Origin of the sequence: Parasphingorhabdus cellanae (assembly GCF_017498565.1) — a bacterium.
Classification (GTDB): domain Bacteria; phylum Pseudomonadota; class Alphaproteobacteria; order Sphingomonadales; family Sphingomonadaceae; genus Parasphingorhabdus; species Parasphingorhabdus cellanae.
In genome coordinates this window covers 3,326,357-3,345,707 of record NZ_CP071794.1, presented here as the reverse complement: position 1 = coordinate 3,345,707, position 19,351 = coordinate 3,326,357, and the positions used below count along the sequence as shown (strand labels likewise).

Below are 19,351 nucleotides of genomic sequence, written 5' to 3'. Positions count from 1 at the left end.
CGCCATCCTAAGCGGGCTGACCCAGCAGATTATATGGATCAATGCCTTTGGCCTCATAGGCCACATGTGCCTGTTTGTAATATACTGGCTGACCGATATTCAAAAATGCCCGCGCTTCATCGATCGGCATAGCGAGTATTTTCTCTATGTCATAATAGGCGAGCCTTTTCGCTGCTTTGCCGAGTTTTTGCCCTTCACGGACGGCTCTCAACACAGGGGCATTAGAAGGAGACTGCTTCTTCATTTCCAGTGCACCGGCATAAGCAATAAATAAGATCCCAAGGTTGGGATTCTGGCCATAGGTGAAACCCAATACGCACTGTTCGCCCAACGCGTCGCGGCCATAGCCGGTTAGCACATGCAGCAAATCATGCGTGTCGCGCATCCGATCGCCGAACCATTCCGTAACATCATTGCGCTTTTGATAGTCCGAACCATAGCGATCAAATTCAGCCACTAGCCCGGCGGCGGTGAGCCCCTCCTTTTCCATGAAGCGAACATAAGCTTGCCCCAAGCTATCGGCAGGAAGCTGGCGCAATTTGTTATGATCGTCCAGCATGGTTGGCAAGTCGACATTACGCTCCATCAATTCCTGCGCATGCGGACTTTTCAAAAAGCGCTTGGCATTGCGAATAAATGCCTTGCCCGCGAGCGCCTCGATAATGTGAAACACCTCCGCCGTGTCTTCCTTATCCGCAATCAACTTACGGAAATGACGAAAAGCCTTCACGGGACGGATATTAGGTGTCTTATGATCCGTATTTAACAGCGGCATATCAGCAGGAGAGATTTTCATAAAAGAATCGCTTTATTGTCTATTGTTGGCAACTTGCTACCATTTACTAACACTAATGTCAATAACAGATATTCGCTTTCCTACCCCTCATCCAATGACTATGCGCTATATCTAAAGATCGCACGTTGGTTTGCCCGCTACACCAGCGATGAGAGGTGTGAGACTTGTGTGAACTTTGAAATTTTATTACGCGCAGTGTTGCTGACTAAAATCTGCATAATCCCGAGGAAATCCGCGATGAAGCCACATGACACCCTGCCCTATACCGAGCTTCCCGATTATACCGATGAAGAGCGCATCGCGCGGTCAAAAACCTTTTATGATGCACTAAAAGTCCGCCGCACCTGTCGGTATTTTACCGACGAAGCGGTTCCTCGAGCGGTCATCGAAAATGCGCTGCTCGCAGCCGGGACGGCGCCCAATGGGGCTAATCATCAGCCATGGCATTTTGCAGTCATCGAATCTGCGGATAAGAAAAAGGCGTTGCGCGAAGCCGCGGAAGCGGAAGAGCGGGAATTTTATGATAACAAAGCGAGTGACGAGTGGCTCGAAGCGCTCGGTCCGCTCGGCACCGATGCGGACAAACCTTTCCTTGAAACCGCGCCGTACCTGATTGTCATATTCGGCCAACGTAAGGGCGGTATGATGCCAGGCGAGATAAAGCAGAATTATTACGTCAACGAAAGCGTCGGCATTGCCACCGGTATGTTGATCACTGCACTGCATGACGCAGGCCTCGCCACTCTGACCCACACGCCCAATCCAATGAAGTTTCTCAACGCGCTGTGTGAGCGTCCGACCAATGAAAAACCGATGATGGTGCTGGTCGTTGGGAAGGCCGCACCTGATGCCACCATACCCGTTCATGCCACAATCAAGAAACCGCTGGACGCCATAGCTAGCTGGCTATAAAAGCCTGTATTATATGTGTAATACAGTTAGGATGTGTTGATGAACGCAACGACCACTCAAACCCGCCATATCACCCTTGATGCTCTCCGCGGTTTTGCGGTCATGGGTATTTTGTGGATGAATATAACCACCTTTGGTTTTCCCGAAATGGCGTATATCAGCCCGATTATCAGCACGCCGGGTAGCTTTTCCGATATTGCAGCTTGGACGGGCTCGTTCATCTTTTTTGACGGAAAAATGCGAGCAATATTCTCACTGCTATTTGGTGCCAGCATGATGCTAGTGATTGAGCGCGCTACCGTGAGCGGGCAATCGCCCGCAAAGGTCCATTACTCTCGTATGTTCTGGTTAGCGATATTCGGCCTTTGCCATTTTTATCTGCTCTGGTGGGGCGACATATTATTCCTCTATGCCGTATCCGGCGCAGTCGCATATCTGTTCCGTAACTGGTCGGGCGAGAAACTGATTAAGGGCGGTGTGCTGGCTTATATCATTAGCTCCGTCCTGCTGGCCATAGGCATGGGCACAATGTTTTTTCTACAGAGCGAAGCGGCGCAACCCAATGCCAGCCAGGAAATTATTGATGAATTTGCCACAATGATGGAAGAATTTGGTATTTCAGCTCAGTCTCTCGCTGAGGAAACCGCCTTGTATCAAGGGGCTTTCAGCCAAATTCTCATCGACAAGTTGACCAATCAAGTCCTGACACCGGTGAAAAACTTGTTTCTCGGTCCTTTCGAAACCATCCCGTTGATGATGATTGGTATGGGTCTTTATAAGTCCGGATTTCTTCTTGGCCAAGCTAACCGTCAAACTTATGTTCGCATTGGTGTCTGGGGCACACTTATCGGAGGCTTAACTTTCGCAGCCCTTGCGTGGCTGGCGGCAAATCAAGGTTTTGAAATCATCATTATGATGAATGTTACCCAAGCTTGGTCCAGCTTGCCACGACTATTAATGGCCATAGGGTATATCGGACTGCTGATGCTTCTGATCCAGCGGTTTGCTGCTCACCCGCTACTGCACCGTGTTGCCGCTGCGGGGCGGGTCGCCTTTTCCAACTATCTTGGTGCCAGTGTAGTGATGGCATTCCTGTTTTACGGTTGGGGCTTAGGGCTGTTCGGAACTGTCGGGCGGGCGCAGATGATTTTGCTGGTCCTCAGCAGCTGGATCACCATGCTGCTATGGTCCAAGCCTTGGCTGATGCGGTATCGTTATGGGCCACTGGAATGGACATGGCGCTCCTTAGCGCGGCGAGAAAGACAACCGATGACAATCAGCACTACATGAATAAGATTGGCATTTTTGCTATTGCGATCTATTCTCATTAGCTATATACGATTCGCATAAGGAGCCGATATGGTTGTTTGCGTTTGTAATGCGATTAAAGAAAAAGACCTCCGGGCCGCGGTTCGCAGCGGTTCTGAGAAGCCAAGCCAGGTCTACGCTCAGCTGGGCAGAAAGCCTAAATGTGGTCAGTGTCTGTCGTTTGCGCGAACCATTATCGAAAATGAAGTTGCGACCGCTTAGCATTCTCTTTATCAAGCTACTGAAATAATTGCCTTTTCTCGGGAACTAGCTCTTTCCTACAGTGCTGCGCTCGTGTATAGCGTTAGCCAATAGAATTCCCCACCGAAAAGGATGACACCATGAAGGGTGACGCAAAAGTCATTGATTATCTGAATGAAGCACTGAAAAACGAGCTTACTGCAATCAACCAATATTTCCTACACAGCAAGATGCTGGATAATTGGGGCGTTAGCAAACTCGCCAAATTCGAATATGAAGAATCCATCGATGAGATGAAACATGCGGACAAGTTGGCCGAACGCATTTTGTTTCTCGACGGCCTGCCCAACTTCCAGTTGCTCGGTCGGCTAAAGATCGGTGAGTCCGTAGAAGAGATACTCAAAGCGGATCTCGCGCTGGAGCATGAAGCACTGCCGCCGCTGAAAGATGGTATCGAATATTGCGAAAAAGTGCGCGACTATGTCACACGTGATCTATTCGCCGAAATTCTGGAAAGCGAAGAAGAACATGTCGATACGCTAGAGAAGCAGTTTGATATGATTGAACGCATGGGCATCGAAAATTATGTCCAGCTGCAGTCGGAACCGGCTGAATAAGCAAATCAGCTGTTAGTGATATGATTGCCAAGACTAGATGATCGGCGTCCGAATCCCATAGACTGACGCTGCACAACTGGGCTTGATTCATATTCCAATATCGGCAGTGTTTCTTCAAATAATGGTCGCAAACCAACGACTTGTTCGATTATTTCATCGGGTGCTTCATGATGCTCAACACACTTTCGCGCAGTCATCTCGATTAGTTCGGCCACCGCAGCTAGTCGGATCGCGCCGAATTGCATGGACTCGCCCTTCAACTTATGCGCTGGCATAATGATTTGAGCAGCATCTTTCGATCGCATTGCGGCTTCGATTTTTACGATGGATTGGGTTCCGTCTTCCCGGAAATAGCCCAATATGCGAACGAAATCAGGCCCTAGCGAAGACCGTGTCTCGCTATAAACCGCCCAATCAATCAGTTCACTATCAAGCTGCGCCAAAGATCATGTCCTTAAGAGAAGTAGTTGCGTATTACTCTTAGCTTCAAGTCTAGAACCCAAACTGTAAAGACTTGGTTATCAGTATGGAAAAATAATTAACCATCACGCCCATGCACCTCGGGTAAAGGGGAAGTTGCCTGTGGCGGTCAGTCCTTTTCATGATAGGGATTTTTCGGAGACCGTATAATCAGCCTTATTGGCACACCGCCAAAACCGAGCTTTCTGCGAACACCATTCGTCAGATATCGGCGATAGCTTTCAGGTAAGTCGTCAACCCGGGTTCCGAAAATCACAAAGGATGGCGGCCGGGTTTTGGCCTGGGTAATGTAACGCAGCTTTATGCGCTTCCCACCTGGTGCTGGTGGCGGATTGTCCTCGATCGCATCTTCAAACCAGCGGTTGAGCTTACCGGTAGGAACCCGCTGCGACCAGACACGGCGGGTGTTGAATGCTGCTTTCATCAGCTGATCAATTCCTTTACCGGTAAAGGCGGAGACCGCGATCAGCGGAACATCGCGAACTTGTGCCAAGCCATCGTCCAGAGCCGCGCGAATACCGTTGAACAATTTGCTTGGCCCTTCGGCAACGTCCCATTTGTTGATCGCAATGACCAGGCAGCGCCCTTCCTGAATGGTTTGATCTGCAATCCGCAAGTCTTGCGCTTCAAGGCCTTTGGTCGCATCCAGTAAAAGTACTACGACTTCGGCAAAATCAATCGCCCGCTTAGCATCGGCGACAGATAATTTTTCGAGCTTGTCGTTCACCTTGGCGCGCTTGCGCATGCCGGCTGTGTCGATCAGCCGAACCTTGCGATCCGCTTCAATACCGTCTAGCTTCTCATCTTCCGTCAGCGCATCGTCATGCCAGATCCATTCAACAGCGATGCTATCGCGGGTGATTCCCGCTTCCGGCCCGGTAATCAGACGATCTTCGTCGAGCATCTTGTTGATCAAGGTAGATTTTCCAGCATTGGGCCGACCAACAATCGCTAATTTCAACGGCGCGCTTTCATCCACAGGTTCGTCCTGCGAAGCTGCCTCAAATGCTTCTACATAAGGGCGCACTGCCTGAAACAGATCGGCTATCCCATCGCCATGTTCTGCGCTTAGGGGGATCGGGTCGCCAAAGCCGAGAGCATAGCTCTCCAGAATTCCGGATTCGGCAGCTTTTCCTTCGGCCTTGTTGACGAGCAAAACGACTGGCGTCTTGGAACCCCTTAACCAGCGCGCAATCTCTTCATCCAGCGGCGTCAGGCCAGCACGGCCATCAATAACAAACAGAGCCAGTTCCGCTCCAGCAACTGCCAGTTCCGTTTGATGCCGCATCCGACCTGGCAAGCTTTTGGCATCTTCGTCTTCATAGCCAGCAGTATCGATTATGTTGAACTCAAGCCCCAACAGATTCGCCGCACCTTCACGCCGGTCACGGGTCACACCGGGGCGGTCATCGACCAACGCAAGCTTTTTGCCAACGAGCCGGTTGAACAGCGTGGACTTGCCAACATTGGGCCGCCCGATAATTGCAATATTGGGCAGCATATGGCTGTTCCCGTTCCTTACTTGAGACCTTTACCGGAACGCAGAAATGCGGCCGCTATTGTCCAATATATAGAGCATCTCGCCGGCAACGACGGGCGGCAATGAAACACCCTGTTTCAGGTCAACCAAGGTCGTGCTGCTACCTTCGCCAAGTGAGATCGAGACGACTTCGCCTTCCGTGCTAGCGACGATTAAGCGATTGCCAGCCAACACCGGCCCCGTCCAATTGATCGGATTTTTTTTCTTTTCTTCGTTACGATAGGCCGCCAGTTGGCTAATCCACCGTACCTTTCCGGTTGGTCGTGCGATGCAAAGCAGTTTCGCGTCATCAGTGAGAACAAATACCCATTCTCCCGAAATAACCGGCGTGGCAATACCGGCTATGTTCAATTCCCAGATACGTTGACCGGTTACGAGCTCGTAAGCTGCCATTCGGCCCCCTTGGCCTAGAGCAAATACACGACCACGATCAATCACCGGATCGGCGTCAATGTCGGACAAAGTCGCAACAGATGTGGAGATACTTGTCCGCGCCAAAGCGTCATTCCACAGATTGCGTCCGTTTTCATACCGATAAGCCGTCAGCTCGCCGGATGAATAACCGGCTATCACGGTGCCCTGCGCAGCAGCCGGAGCAGCCACCCCGAAGATACCGGCAAGTCCGACCGTACCAGCTTCGTTCCATTGGACCGATCCATCACTCTGACTCAAAGCATAAATTTGGTTATCCTGCGTCATCACGTAAACATTGCCATTCGAAATCGTCGGGGCACCGCGCAATGGACCGGCAGGCCGGACTTTCCAGAGCTGACTTCCATCGGCCGCGCTCAATGCGACAACGTCACCTACACCATTGGTCGCATAAACCGTTGTTCCTTGGGCACTTACACCGCCGCCAAACCGCGATGGTTTGCCATCGCTTTTGACTTCCATTTGTGTGGACCAAGCCTTTGCACCGGTAGCAGCATCAAATGCGTGCACAGTGGCTTGGGTATCCACCGCAAACAGACGTCCACCAGCTACAACAGGAGCAGCAGCCAGACGTTCGCGTTTGTTGGTCCCGCTGATATCTGCCGTCCAGACCCGGGTCGATGCCGAACCCAAAGCGACATGGCCAACCGATTTACCCGCGTTACCACCAGATTGAGCCCAGTCCGCATTGGCTCGAGGAGCAGGAACGATGACTTGGATGCCCGCAAGAGCAGGATCGACTGCCGCACCGCTTTCGCCGGTCAAAATGTTGGTGCGTTTACCCAATGTTGGAGTGGCTTTTTCATTATCGCCGTCACCGCCCAATATTGAGCAACCGGACAATATGGAAACAGTTATCAGTCCCGCACAAATCTTGGCAAAACACTTATTTTTAGCCGAAAACATTACTCTGCTTCTCCCTCACTGGCCGCTGAGGCAGATATATCTGCAGACGTCGCGGTAGCACTAATTTCTCCGTCGGTATCCAGTTCAACGGCGTCAATTCCTTGTACACCCGCCATTTGCAAAGCGCGGGAACGGATAGTCGGTGGAACGGTATCATCCTTGGCCAGTTGCGCAAATAATGGTCCGGCAAGGTCAGCTTTATTCAAGTTCAAGTAAGACAGCGCTACCATCTCACCAGCACTGCCAAACCAAGGATTGCCGGGCACGGCGAGTGATTTCAAACGATCGATCACTTCTTGCGGCTTTAATGTGTCAAACTCCGCCGTTGTTTGTCGGATCAGAGCCAGATCACGAAAAGGCTCTGGCAGGTCAGCATCCACAACAATCGCTTGATAGCCTGCGATGGCTGCTTTCGCGTCTTGCTTTTCCAAGGCGATATTAGCTTGCATCAACTTTGCCGCAGCTTGGTAGCCTTTTTGATTCGCACCTTCTAGCGATTCCAATGCCTTAGAAGCGCCGTCGAGATTATTACGCTTAACACTATCTATTGCCGCAACATATTCCTCACTGCGCACACCGGATTCTTCGTCGAGACTATTGTTATAAAATATCCAACCGGCAAGCGAAGCCAAGCCAACGACAACAGCTAGACCAATCCAGACGCCATAGCGGCGACCAAAATTCTTCAGGTCATCTTCACGAACGGCATCATCAACCTCACGCATGAACACCTGTTCGCTGCGATCGGATTTGTCTTCTGGTGTATTTTTATCGTCTTTGGCCAACCCGGCCTCCTTCAAAATCTGCGCAAGTCAGGGAGCATCAAAGCTGGCCCCAAAATTTCATCGCATGTCCTTTACCGATGGTGTGCGAAAAGTCCAAGTATATCGTCCATTTCCATATGCTGAACAATTGGTTATATTGCCTCGCCTTTCGGCTATGTTTTCGGTTGATAAAGCTGATCTGGCCCCGGAAAACTGCGACTACGAACCTCATTGGCATAATCGGTAGCGGCCTGCACAATATTTTCCGATATATTATGGTAGCGTTTCACGAATCGTGCCGTGCGTTCGAACATACCCAGCATGTCTTCCGTTACCAATACCTGGCCGTCGCAACGGGCCGACGCACCGATGCCGATAGTTATGGCTTCGACCGATTCAGTAACCTCTATCGCAATGGGTTCCAACACGCCCTCTAAAACGATCGCAAAAGCACCAGCTTCGTCTAGTGCAATTGCGTCACCCACAATTTTCTTGGCCTCAGCTTCGCTGCGGCCGCGGGCTGCATAACCGCCCAGTACATTTATGGCTTGCGGTGTTAGGCCGACATGACCAACCACAGGGATGCCGCGATCCACTAAGAACCGAACGGTTTCTGCCATCACCTTCCCCCCTTCAAGCTTAACCGCAGCGGCACCAGTTTCTTTCAAAATCCGCGCAGCATTCTCATAAGCGACTTGTGGAGATACCTCATAGGATCCGAACGGCATATCGACCACAACAACGCTGTGATAGCTGCCGCGCACGACCGCCGCACCATGATTGCACATCATTTCCAAAGTAACAGGAATTGTGGAAGGCAGACCGTAAATGACTTGGGCAAGAGAATCGCCGACGAGCAACATATCGCAATGTGCATCCAAAAGCTGCGCCGTTCGCGCGGTGTATGCGGTCAGCATCACCACCGGTTCTGCCGTAACACCATCAACCTTGCGGCGCTGAATCTTTGGTACAGAGAGCCGCTTCATTGGCTGCGGCGTGGGATTGGCACGGCTCGTGGACGTGTCGAGTGTGTAAGTAGTGGACATAGCTCGCTTATTAACTCCGGTAAAACAATAAGGCCAGCATGATCAGCCTCACATCGACCTTTGGCCCCATGATGACATTAGTATTCGATGCTTATACTGACGAACAGAGGTATTATTTCCCGGGTGCGCCATTCATTGTCGGCGCTGCCTTAATGGGGGTTGCAGTGACCATCTATGCGGTGACTGTTCGGCGCTACTATTCGGTTCCAAACTGATCCACCGCCAAAGCTGCTTCCCTTGGATTATCACTGAATAGACCGTCGATACCTGTGGCCAAATAGGCTTTGATTTCAGCCTTAACATCGCCGTTGGCAGAATCAGTATAACCGCCTTTAAATTCGGATGGCAGAAACACATTTTCGATCCGAAAGGTCCACGGATGCACAACAAGTCCCGCTTCATGCGCATCAGCAACCAGGCTGCTGGGTTGTCCGAGGCGCTCCTGCGCATCACGACCGATGATCAGCGATTTCGATGGTCCCAAGCCGCTCGCATATTTAGCGATCTCGGCCAGTCCTGCGGGCGTAACCATATTAGCATAAGAGAGATCATTGCGGTCTGGCGGACCGCCTTGATCAGCGACTAATTGCACCAACCGGATTTTTGTTTTTGTAGCCAATTGCTGTAAATTGCCGACTTCAAACGACTGAATGAACACGGGATCATCGGCACCATCAAATCCATATTTGTTCAATAGTTCGAGCAGCGCTCCTTGATGGGCTAAGCCAATAGACGTGAAGTAAGACGGATGCTTGGTCTCAGGATAAACCCCTATTCTTTCTCCCGCCTTGGCTTCGTGCTCTTTCAGTAGCTGTAATATTTCTTCAAAGGTCGGAATTGCAAAATCGCCATCATATTGCGCATTGGCTGGACGCAATTCCGGCAATCGCTCTTTGGCCCGCAGCGTTTTTAGCTCCGCAAGCGTGAAATCTTCGGTAAACCAGCCAGTATAACCCCGGCCATCAATTATCTTGGTCGTTTTACGATCGGCAAATTCGGGCTTTTGAGCTACATTGGTTGTCCCGCTAATTTCATTCTCATGCCGCGCGACCAGAACGCCATCTTTGGTTAGTACCAGATCCGGCTCGATAAAATCAGCACCGTCGTCGATACCGCGTTGATAAGCCTCCAGCGTATGTTCGATCACATTGCCACTGGCACCGCGATGGGCGATTACAATGGGCGTTTCGCCGCTTAGCGTTGGCACAGCTCTGACATTCACTTTACTATCCTTACTATGCTGGATTTCGGTACTGCAGGCGCCGACCGCGGCCAACAACGATAGGGTCAGAAGAATGCGCCTGAACATCAACCGGATATTTCCACGCCATTCCAAAAGGCGATCCGGTCTTTGATCTCGCTCGCAGCGTCTTTCGGTTCGGAATAATACCAAGCCGCATCAGCGTTGGTTTCTCCATCGACAACAAGTGTGTGATAAGATGCAGTGCCTTTCCACGGACAGAAACTGGTTTTATCGCTGCTCGTCAGCATGTCCGCTTTTACAGCATTGCGCGGAAAATAATGATTGCCTTCAACTACTACGGTATCGTCGCTTTCCGCTATTATTGCACCATTCCATTTTGCCGTAACCATCTCATTCTCCATTGTTTCAGACCCAGCACCGCCCCAACCAACACCGCCAGAGGCGTCCAAATCCATATAGCTTCGGATTGTAACACTTTCATGCCACGCGCGGAGATAAAATCCGATATCCCAATCGGCGAAACGGCAATTGGTGTTAATGGCGCGAAATGACGGGCATCGTCCCAAGGCCAGAATAGGGCAGCGCCCAAGCCGCCATTGGTTAGCGTATCGAGCAAACCGTGGGATGCCATGGCCACGAACAGAAACAATCCCGCAATGATATAGCGTTGCGGGCGGATCAGCGCGACCGTAAGCAGGGCCGCCACGGCCGCGAACACGAGCGAATGTGTTGCACCGCGATGGCCCCAGCTATCAGCATAGTCGACGCCCAAACCAAAACCGATGACATCCGCATCTGGCAGCATCGCAAAAACAATGCCCATGGCGATCACTGGAACCGATAACCGACTTCGCCCTAGCAGCAACGCTCCGGCAATCGGGACCGCTGCGTGAGACATGATGGTCGGCACGGCTGCCGCCCTAGCTGTTGCGCGCTGTCAATCCAGCCGCTTCATAGTCCGCTGCTTTGAAGCCGACTACCAATTCATCACCATGTTCTAGCACCGGCCGTTTAATCATGCTTGGATTTTCCGCCATCAGCATGATCGCGCTGTTTTCGTCGATATTTTCTTTCATCATGTCCGGCAATTTCTTGAAGGTCGTGCCGCGCTTGTTGAGCAAGGGCTCCCAGCCAACCTGCATCACCCATAACTCCAGCATATCCTTTGTAATTCCGGATTTTTTATAATCGTGAAAGACATAGTTTATACCGTTCCGTTCCATCCAGTTGCGTGCCTTTTTAATCGTATCGCAGTTGGAAATTCCGTACATTTTCGTTTCGTTAGCCATCATATTCACCCTATTTATTTTGCGCAGCAAACCAGAGACAAATGTCGCTAACGGGACACCGGTCGCACTTCGGACTCCGGGATGTGCAGATTTTCTTGCCGAACTGAATAAGCCAGAAATGTCCATCTTGCAAAGCCCAATCGGGGCTTCGCTCTTCTAATTGTTGCGCGGTCTTATCCGCAACCTTCGCATCGGTCAGACCAATCCGGTTACAGACCCGGTGAACATGGGTGTCCACCGCGATGACATCAGCGCCAAAAGTAAAGCTCATCACGATATCCGCACATTTGCGCCCGATACCTGGAAGCGACAAGAGTCCGTCGCGCGTATTAGGTACTATACCAGCATGTTCGGCAAGCAGATGCTCGCAAAATTTACGGATATTGCGGGTCTTGTTGTTGTAAAGCCCACACGGCTTGATTGCCGCAGCAATGTCGCGATCATCGAGCTCCAGCATGTCTTCCGGTGTTTGGGCCAGCGCGAACAATGCCCGTGATGCTTTAGCAGTGTTGCGGTCGAGCGACTGGGCCGAAAGCATGCAGGATATACAAGACCGAAAAGCATCCGGCTGCCCTTTCGGGCCCTTGGCATTTTTTGTGCGGCCGGGCATCGCTTTGGCAAGACGGCGATAGACGGTTTCGACTTGATCGGTGGCAATCAGCTTTTTAGACATTTTTATATTTCATAAAAAACGGGAAGGAGAAGAAAGACAAGGCCAGCATGGCCCGGTATTTAGCGATTCGTTGTAATGTAGGACAGCACTATTGGAGATTATTTTTTCGGTTCTATGTTAAAATGCAGAACATCCTCTCGGGTTCCAAGACCGCTGTATAAAGCAATGGGAGGATCATCACCCTTATCTGCCTGGACAAATACGACCCCTGCTCCTCGCTCCACTGCGATTGCACGCAAGGCATCAATCAACTGGGTCGCGATATTGCGGCGGCGATGCCTTTCCAGTACCGCCAGATCATAGAGATAGATTTCGGACCGTTCCTGCTCAAGCTTTTCCATTTCATAAGCAGCGATTCCGCCTACTACCTCGCCATCGACAAGTGCGACCAAGACGATGAAATGATTCCGGGTCAGTAATTTTCCCAGATAATACTCACTGGAAGCTTTGGGATCATAGGTTTTTTCATCTTCGAACGCTTTCCCGAAAACATAAAGCAGTTCGCGCGCGAGCTCTGTATCTGCGGGAGACAATTGCCGGATGATGGCGGGGGACGGGTTATCCATCAATCCAGCCGCCGTCCGATGGTCACAACCGGTTGCAATTTATATCCCAACGCCTTGTAAAATCCGATGGCCTGTTCATTGTCATCGCGCACCATCAACTGGATTTTTGGCGCGCCCCGTTCACGCAGCCATGATTCGGCTGCTGCCATCATCAGACGCCCAAGTCCCTGCCGTCTGCCATCTGGCAATACACCGAGATAATAGACCCAGCCGCGATGACCATCATCACCGACCATGACTGTCGCCACCAGTTTTCCGTCCTCCTCAAAGCACAGGATAGCAGAGGTAGCGCCATCCACTGCGCGTTTGAAATCAGCGGCAGCATCATTCCATGGGCGAGTCAAACCACAGGCTTCCCAAAGCGATACTACCGCATCGCGATCATCCGCCCCGGCCTGCCGTGTCGAAGAACAGGTGTTCACGATGCCTGCTTTCCGGAAACCTGCCCAGTCTCGCAATCGCCGCGCACCGGACAGTCGGCACAATTCGGACGGGAGGGCCGACAATGCGTCTGGCCTAGCCTTTTGATTAACAGGTGATGTTCATCAATGTCCGCCGCTGACCAGTCAGGCGGCAGGACCGGCATCAGGATATCATAGGCACGTGTCGTATCAGCCTTGGGCGGCACCAGCCCGATGCGCTGGACCACGCGGCGATGGTGCGTGTCGATCACCAGTGCTTTGCGCTCCAACGTGCTGTTGCTCACGACGCCCGCACTGATCTTGCGTGCAACGCTAGGCAGGGATTCGAGCCACGTCATTGCATCTGCGGTTTTCATTTCCGCCAGAAGGGACAGGTCAACGGCTCCGCATCGATTTATGATTTCCGACAAACAATCCTTTAAGCGACTTGCTGAAAGATCTGGAAAAGTCTGATGGGCGAGATAGTCGGTCAGTATCTCTAGAGGCAGCCCTGCTACCGCTTCCCAAGTGCCGAAATCAGCCAACAATTGATCGGTAGAAGCGTTAGACACAGCCGTTTTCGACCGTGCTCCGATCACCCCCTGTACCACTGTCCAAACCGGATCGCGGCGCTTTTCCGCAGGGCGCACAATCCGCCCGAAACGCGCGATTAATTGCTGCTGGATGCGATCCAGCAAGGCGGGGCGGGAATCGAAATCGAAAGTCACTTGCATGCTTTAAAGATGCCCTGAACTGGCGAACATGACAAGAACATTGCGTCTTTAAAGCTACGGGTTGCCCCAAACGCCCGTTAGATATCGACGATAATCTTTCCAAAATGCGCACCGGATTCCTGATGCCGGAAAGCGTCGGCCAAGTCGGCCAGCGCGAAATGCTTGTCGAGCACCGGCTTGATGCCATTGGCCTCAATGGCCGCGATCATATCGATCTGCTGCGCGCGGCTGCCGACGGTCAGGCCCTGAACACGAAGGTTTTTCGCCATAAGCATAGCTGTTTGAACTGGACCGGCAAAACCGGTTAAGACACCAATTAGCGCGATATGGCCGCCAATACGCGTCGCCATCATCGACTGGTCGAGCGTACCGGGACCGCCAATTTCAACCACGCAATCAACGCCCGCACCACCGGTCAGTTCGAGCACTTTTGGTCCCCAGGCCTCTACCTCTTTGTAATTAATCAGATGGTCCGCGCCCATCGCTTTAAGCCGCTCCAGCTTTTCGTTAGAGGACGACGTTGCGATCACCGTAGCCCCAGCCGCCTTGGCAAATTGCAGCGCAAATATCGACACGCCGCCCGTACCCTGCACCAGCACAGTATCGCCGGGTTTCACGCAGCCATCGACAAACAACGCCCGCCAGGCGGTTAGGCCCGCGCAGGTCAAGGTTGCCGATTCGGCGGCGCTATAGCCCTTTGGTGCATGCGTCCAGGCTGTCGCCGGGCCAACCGTTTGCTCACAGGCATAGCCATCAATCCCGTCACCAGGCACGCGCTGAAACCCGCCTTCGGGCGGAGCGCCGTCTATCCAATCGGGGAAGAAGGTGGAAACCACGGCGTCGCCGGTTTTAAACGCGGTCACGCCCTCTCCCACGGCCGTCACTTCGCCCGCGCCATCGGACATCGGTATGCGGTTTTCGGCGGTTGGCAGCATGCCCTTGACCACTGCATAATCATGATAGTTGAGGCTTGAGGCGCGCAACCGGACAGCGATTTCGCCGGGACCGGGGGCGGCCGGATCGGGGAGATCGACGAGTTTGAGATTGTCGAGCGATGCCGGAGCTTGAAGTTGAATGGCTTTCATGACGATATTTCCTCTTTTATTTATAACCCCTTACCCGTTCGTCCTGAGCCTGTCGAAGGACCGTCAAATAACGAGCTAATCGCAATGAAAAATGCAAACGAAGCCAATGACTTCCATTCACTCCCACTCAATAGTCCCCGGAGGTTTCGAGGTATAATCATAAACCACCCGGTTAATCCCCTTCACCTCATTCACAATCCGCGTCGAAACCCGCGTCAGGAAACTCGCGTCAAAGGGATAGACATCGGCGGTCATACCATCGGTGCTGGTTACAGCACGCAGGCCGCAGACATTGTCATAGGTGCGGCTATCGCCCATCACGCCCACGGTCTTGACCGGGAGCAGCACTGCGAAGGCCTGCCAGATCGCATCATACAAACCAGCATTTCTTATTTCTTCCAGATAGATAGCGTCCGCTTTGCGCAAAATGTCGCAGCGCTCTTTGGTCACTTCGCCAGGAATACGGATGGCTAGACCCGGTCCGGGGAACGGATGGCGACCGACGAAAATTTCCGGCAGGCCGAGTTCGCGGCCCAATGCGCGGACTTCGTCCTTGAACAGTTCGCGCAGCGGTTCGACCAGCTTCATATTCATGCGTTCTGGTAGGCCGCCGACATTATGATGCGATTTGATTGTCACGCTGGGTCCACCGGTAAAGCTCACGCTCTCAATCACATCCGGATAGAGCGTCCCTTGCGCAAGAAAATCTGCGCCACCGACTTTTTTTGCTTCAATCTCAAACACATCGATAAAGGTCTTGCCAATAAATTTGCGCTTCTTTTCCGGGTCCGCCTCGCCTTTCAGGCCGTTGAGGAACAATGTCTCGACATCGAGATGCACCAGCGGAATATTATAATGACCCTTGAACAGGCTCACCACCTGATCCGCCTCACCCATGCGCATCAGGCCGTGATCGACAAACACACAGGTCAGCTGTTCACCAATGGCTTCGTGGATCAACACAGCGGCGACCGCGCTGTCGACACCGCCCGAAAGCCCGCAAATGACTTTGCCATCGCCAACCTGCTCGCGGATTTCCTTGATCTTGGCCGCCTTGAATTCTGCCATCGACCAGTCGCCGGCACAGCCGCAGACATGGCGAACAAAATTGGCAATCAACTTGCCGCCATCGGGCGTGTGCACGACTTCGGGATGGAACTGCATGCCGTAAAAGCGTTTGTCGTCATCCGCGATAATCGCGAAAGGCGCGCCTTCTGTGGTTGCGACGATGCGGAAGCCGGGGGCAAATTCGGTGACTTTATCGCCGTGGCTCATCCAAACCTGGTGCTTCTCCCCGACCTTCCACAGGCCGTCGAACAATACGCAGCTTTCGGCAATCTCGATAAAGGCGCGGCCAAATTCGCCGCTCTCGCCGCCTTCAACCTGACCGCCCAATTGGGTGGTCATAACCTGCTGGCCATAGCATATGCCGAGCACCGGAATATCAGCATCAAGAAACGCTTGCGGGATACGCGGGCTGCCTTCATCTGTAACGCTGGATGGACCGCCCGACAGGATAATTCCTTTGGGTTTCATCCGCTCAAACGCGTCTTCCGCATTGTTAAACGGAGCAATCTCTGAATAGACCCCCGCTTCACGGACCCGGCGGGCTATAAGCTGCGTGACCTGAGAGCCGAAATCGACAATCAATATGGTTTCTTCATGAGCAATAGACATGAAATGCGCTTAATCTGACGCGGGGGAAGAGTCTATAGATTGTAGGGCGGATTATAAAGTTTGTGGTCAGAGTTAAAGCCGGGCGAGCAGCGCGTCAATTTGCGCCTGTTGATCGGAACTTGCAAAGGCTTTCAAGCCGGAAATCAACTGTTTGGCTTCTCCCGCCTGCCCGTTGGCCGCCAGCGCATTCGCAAGATGCCAACGAATTTCCAAATTGCCGGGAGCCCGCGCCGATGCTTGCCGCAGCAGCTTCAATGCTTCGGCCTTGTCTTGCCCGGATTGCAGCAAAGTCCAGCCTAGCGTGTCCAACACATTAGGATCATCGGGCGTCAATGCGGCTGCGGCACGAGCAAATTTGACCGCTTGCGCTTCATTGCCCAGCTCCAGCTGGACCAATGCGCTATTGTTCATGATGATCGCATTATTGATCAAGCCAGAGGCCCTCAGATCGGCATAGATAGCATCGGCTTTTTGCCATTTCTTGTTCGCTATGGCCTCACCAGCCTCCGTCATTTTCAGCGCAATATCCTCGCGAGTGCCTGTTGCCTCAGCGCGCTGGGCGAAACTGGTCGCCGCCGGGTCGTTTTGGATTTTGCCCAATTTTGCTGCCAGTGCCAATAGTTGCGGTGTTGCATTCGCCCGGTTCGCAGCCGGTTTGACCAGCTGATAAGCCTCCGCCTCATTACCGGTCGCTGCCAGGGCATGGCCCAGCACTGTAGTGCCCTGAACATGGCCAGGCATATCCGACAGAAATCTCCGCAATTGGTCGATTGCCTGTTCATGATTACCTTTCAGATAAGCTATTTCGCCTCGCAGCAGCGTCACGCCCGGAACGTCATCAAGCGTTTCTCCAGCTCCCTGAACCAAGTCATGCGCGCGATCAAGATTGCCATCATTAAAGGCCAATCGGGCCATCAGAAAGAGCGCCATGGGATGGCCGGGCGCCAGCTCCAGCACGCGTTTCAGACCGGCCTTAGCGTCCTTGTCATTACCCAGATCAGCGTTAACCGCGGCCACGGAAAAAAGCGGCGTGATGCTATCGGGATAAAGCTTCAGCGCTTTGTCGAAAGCGACTTTTGCGGCAGGCAAATCCTGACGCATCAATGCTAACTGGCCAGATAAAAGCAGCGCATCAAGATTGTCCGGCCCATATTTAAGCGCGAGCGTTGCGGTACGGCGTGCAGCGCTGATATTGCGGCTGTCCATTTCATAATTGCCGCGCAAAGCCAATAAAACAGGATCGTTGGGTACAGCGGCAAGACCCTCTGATAGAGCGGCCACAGCCCCCTCTTTCTGGTCCAGTTGTAACAAAGCCTGCGCCTTTACCCAATAGGCAAGACTGGCATAGTCTGGATCGGGGTTTTCGGTCAGCGCCAACGCGCGCGCTGGCATATCGCGCAAAAACAGCGCGTGTGCCATCAGGATACGTGCTTCCGATCGGTATTCCTTATTATCGGCCAGTTTTTTCAGTGCCGCCTCTGCCGCGACACCATCACCCAGGCGTAGCTGGGTTTTGGCGAACAGCAAGTTGGCTTTTGGATCAGCGCTATTTTCTTTCAGTGCAGACAGCAAATAGATACGGGCGCTGCGATAATCATTGTCAGCAAACGCAGCCTCGGCATCAGTCATCGGATCGCCGCCTCCCATCGCGCAAGCACTTAGCAAGAGTGTTATCGCTGCGAGGGGAACAGTTATAGAGGGTTTAGGCCGATCCAACATCCGTTTCTGTTAACGGAGAAAGCCTTTAAAAAGGCCTAAGCCTGAGCCAAAGTGGAAAAAGGGCAAAAAGAAACCGGGCGCTGATTGGGCCACCCGGTTTCAGTTGAAGATTATGAGGCTGCTCAGGCAGCGAGCGCCTTGCGCCGCCGGGTTCCTGCCCATAAACCGCCAACTGCCAAACCAAGAAGACCCAAAGTGCCAGGCTCTGGAACTTCAGATGCGATTTTGTCGAGATTGAAGTTAATATCCCAATGTTTAACCGCGTGACCATGAGGGTTCAGAATATTTAGCCAAGCCGAACCACCAAATTTCTTGTTCTTATCATTCGCGCCATTGCCGAACTGTAATGTTGTGTTGCCAGCAAAAGGATCATTGGGGTTCACCGTGTAAATCGCCCCATCAATGCTGATTGTTCCTGATCCGCTGGTGAAAAAATCTATATCCGGTGTGTCGGTAGCAGGATTAAAATTGCCGCCACCATTTTTATAGTCAAAATTCGTACCGTCGATGGTTTCCAAAAAATTGCTGAAGTTTAGGTCCAGGGTTGCTACCTGCCCGGCTCCATTGATTGCGGTTCCTGTCAACGTCGCTGTCTGCGCGTCGGTATCGTGGCTGAACGTCGTGCCGTCCTGAAACGAGTATCTGCGATTGCAGCCGCGACCGGTGTTACCGGTATAAAGACCATGCTTACAAGAGCCGCCAGTGTAGTTGGTTGCGGCGTAATCAATAACACCTGCAGATGCCGGCGTCGCATAAGCGGCGGCCAGGCCAATGGCGGTCAAAGTTGCTATAGTAATCTTGCGCATGAATTTTGCCCTGTTGTTATTCATCATTTCATCAGTCGGCTCCGGGACGGATCAGCGTTAATGTCTGAACAGACCAAACCGGTTCACGAGAAACAGAAGCAGGCGTTATGCCATTTTCACACAAGCGTTACTTTTCAATATATTACTTGGTTAAATTAATGTTAACCATGTCATAAATGTAACGATTATCGACAA

At 52.2% G+C, this 19,351-nt stretch carries 23 protein-coding genes; 5 read left to right on the top strand and 18 right to left on the bottom strand.

All coding sequences use genetic code 11. The features are described from left to right. Positions 1-7: 7 nt before the first annotated feature. Positions 8-796: a Coq4 family protein gene (locus tag J4G78_RS16125; RefSeq protein ID WP_243457133.1), complete on the bottom strand. Its 789-nt coding sequence runs from the start codon at positions 794-796 to the stop codon at positions 8-10. Positions 797-1,033: 237 nt separating this feature from the next. Between J4G78_RS16125 and J4G78_RS16120 the strand changes: the two genes are divergently transcribed. The 4 genes from J4G78_RS16120 to bfr all read left to right on the top strand — a co-directional run bounded on the left by J4G78_RS16120 (position 1,034) and on the right by bfr (position 3,834). Then, positions 1,034-1,708, top strand: coding sequence for a nitroreductase family protein (locus J4G78_RS16120; RefSeq protein WP_207987523.1), 675 nt, complete (start codon positions 1,034-1,036; stop codon positions 1,706-1,708). Between the two features lie 39 nt (positions 1,709-1,747). Further along, positions 1,748-2,998: a DUF418 domain-containing protein gene (locus tag J4G78_RS16115; RefSeq protein ID WP_207987522.1), complete on the top strand. Its 1,251-nt coding sequence runs from the start codon at positions 1,748-1,750 to the stop codon at positions 2,996-2,998. Positions 2,999-3,067: 69 nt separating this feature from the next. Further along, complete coding sequence (locus tag J4G78_RS16110) at positions 3,068-3,238, top strand: (2Fe-2S)-binding protein (RefSeq protein WP_207987521.1); 171 nt, start codon at positions 3,068-3,070, stop codon at positions 3,236-3,238. A 119-nt stretch (positions 3,239-3,357) separates the two neighbouring features. Beyond that, positions 3,358-3,834: a bacterioferritin gene (gene bfr, locus J4G78_RS16105; RefSeq protein WP_109356584.1), complete on the top strand. Its 477-nt coding sequence runs from the start codon at positions 3,358-3,360 to the stop codon at positions 3,832-3,834. A gap of 5 nt (positions 3,835-3,839) precedes the next feature. On the opposite strand, the gene J4G78_RS16100 is transcribed toward bfr, so the two are convergent. The 5 genes from J4G78_RS16100 to panB form a co-directional block, all read right to left on the bottom strand. Next, positions 3,840-4,277 (bottom strand): Hpt domain-containing protein, encoded by a 438-nt coding sequence (locus J4G78_RS16100; protein ID WP_207987520.1) that lies wholly within the window; start codon positions 4,275-4,277, stop codon positions 3,840-3,842. A 146-nt stretch (positions 4,278-4,423) separates the two neighbouring features. After that, a complete protein-coding gene (gene der, locus J4G78_RS16095; RefSeq protein ID WP_207987519.1) occupies positions 4,424-5,815 on the bottom strand; it encodes a ribosome biogenesis GTPase Der in 1,392 nt (463 codons plus the stop codon). Between the two features lie 30 nt (positions 5,816-5,845). Continuing rightward, the gene (locus J4G78_RS16090; RefSeq protein ID WP_207987518.1) at positions 5,846-7,192 is read right to left on the bottom strand and encodes an outer membrane protein assembly factor BamB family protein; all 1,347 of its coding nucleotides are present in this window, start codon (positions 7,190-7,192) and stop codon (positions 5,846-5,848) included. Next, complete coding sequence (locus tag J4G78_RS16085) at positions 7,192-7,977, bottom strand: tetratricopeptide repeat protein (RefSeq protein WP_243457132.1); 786 nt, start codon at positions 7,975-7,977, stop codon at positions 7,192-7,194. Before J4G78_RS16085 ends, J4G78_RS16090 begins: the two co-directional genes overlap by 1 nt. Positions 7,978-8,129: 152 nt before the next feature. Then, complete coding sequence (panB, locus tag J4G78_RS16080; RefSeq protein ID WP_207987517.1) at positions 8,130-9,002, bottom strand: 3-methyl-2-oxobutanoate hydroxymethyltransferase; 873 nt, start codon at positions 9,000-9,002, stop codon at positions 8,130-8,132. A 38-nt stretch (positions 9,003-9,040) separates the two neighbouring features. On the opposite strand from panB, the gene J4G78_RS16075 reads away from it, so the two are divergent. Then, entirely contained in the window at positions 9,041-9,217 is a 177-nt protein-coding gene (locus tag J4G78_RS16075) for a hypothetical protein (protein WP_207987516.1), read from the top strand. Here J4G78_RS16075 and J4G78_RS16070 read toward each other — a convergent pair. The 12 genes from J4G78_RS16070 to J4G78_RS16015 form a co-directional block, all read right to left on the bottom strand. After that, on the bottom strand, positions 9,199-10,224 hold the full coding sequence (locus tag J4G78_RS16070) for a glycerophosphodiester phosphodiesterase (protein WP_243457131.1): 1,026 nt from the start codon (positions 10,222-10,224) through the stop codon (positions 9,199-9,201). The genes J4G78_RS16075 and J4G78_RS16070 overlap by 19 nt on opposite strands. A gap of 86 nt (positions 10,225-10,310) precedes the next feature. After that, positions 10,311-10,595, bottom strand: coding sequence for a DUF427 domain-containing protein (locus tag J4G78_RS16065; RefSeq protein WP_207987514.1), 285 nt, complete (start codon positions 10,593-10,595; stop codon positions 10,311-10,313). Then, on the bottom strand, positions 10,565-11,116 hold the full coding sequence (locus J4G78_RS16060; RefSeq protein ID WP_207987513.1) for a metal-dependent hydrolase: 552 nt from the start codon (positions 11,114-11,116) through the stop codon (positions 10,565-10,567). The genes J4G78_RS16065 and J4G78_RS16060 overlap by 31 nt, the downstream gene beginning before the upstream one ends. 10 nt (positions 11,117-11,126) lie before the next feature. Continuing rightward, positions 11,127-11,495 carry an ArsC family reductase gene (locus J4G78_RS16055; RefSeq protein WP_243457130.1) on the bottom strand — a complete coding sequence of 123 codons (369 nt, stop codon included), beginning with the start codon at positions 11,493-11,495 and terminating at the stop codon, positions 11,127-11,129. A gap of 10 nt (positions 11,496-11,505) precedes the next feature. Further along, entirely contained in the window at positions 11,506-12,168 is a 663-nt protein-coding gene (locus J4G78_RS16050; protein WP_243457129.1) for an endonuclease III domain-containing protein, read from the bottom strand. Between the two features lie 98 nt (positions 12,169-12,266). After that, a complete protein-coding gene (locus J4G78_RS16045; RefSeq protein WP_207987512.1) occupies positions 12,267-12,734 on the bottom strand; it encodes an AAC(3)-I family aminoglycoside N-acetyltransferase in 468 nt (155 codons plus the stop codon). After that, on the bottom strand, positions 12,734-13,156 hold the full coding sequence (locus tag J4G78_RS16040; RefSeq protein ID WP_207987511.1) for a GNAT family acetyltransferase: 423 nt from the start codon (positions 13,154-13,156) through the stop codon (positions 12,734-12,736). The genes J4G78_RS16045 and J4G78_RS16040 overlap by 1 nt, the downstream gene beginning before the upstream one ends. After that, positions 13,153-13,869 (bottom strand): endonuclease III domain-containing protein, encoded by a 717-nt coding sequence (locus tag J4G78_RS16035; RefSeq protein WP_207987510.1) that lies wholly within the window; start codon positions 13,867-13,869, stop codon positions 13,153-13,155. The genes J4G78_RS16040 and J4G78_RS16035 overlap by 4 nt, the downstream gene beginning before the upstream one ends. A gap of 77 nt (positions 13,870-13,946) precedes the next feature. Beyond that, on the bottom strand, positions 13,947-14,954 hold the full coding sequence (locus J4G78_RS16030) for a zinc-dependent alcohol dehydrogenase family protein (RefSeq protein WP_207987509.1): 1,008 nt from the start codon (positions 14,952-14,954) through the stop codon (positions 13,947-13,949). Between the two features lie 117 nt (positions 14,955-15,071). Then, positions 15,072-16,631 carry a glutamine-hydrolyzing GMP synthase gene (gene guaA / locus J4G78_RS16025; protein WP_207987508.1) on the bottom strand — a complete coding sequence of 520 codons (1,560 nt, stop codon included), beginning with the start codon at positions 16,629-16,631 and terminating at the stop codon, positions 15,072-15,074. A 72-nt stretch (positions 16,632-16,703) separates the two neighbouring features. Further along, positions 16,704-18,260, bottom strand: a complete 1,557-nt coding sequence (locus tag J4G78_RS16020; protein ID WP_207987507.1) for a tetratricopeptide repeat protein — start codon at positions 18,258-18,260, stop codon at positions 16,704-16,706. Positions 18,261-18,472: 212 nt separating this feature from the next. Continuing rightward, positions 18,473-19,156, bottom strand: a complete 684-nt coding sequence (locus J4G78_RS16015; protein ID WP_207987506.1) for an SP85-like N-terminal domain-containing protein — start codon at positions 19,154-19,156, stop codon at positions 18,473-18,475. Positions 19,157-19,351 lie beyond the last annotated feature (195 nt).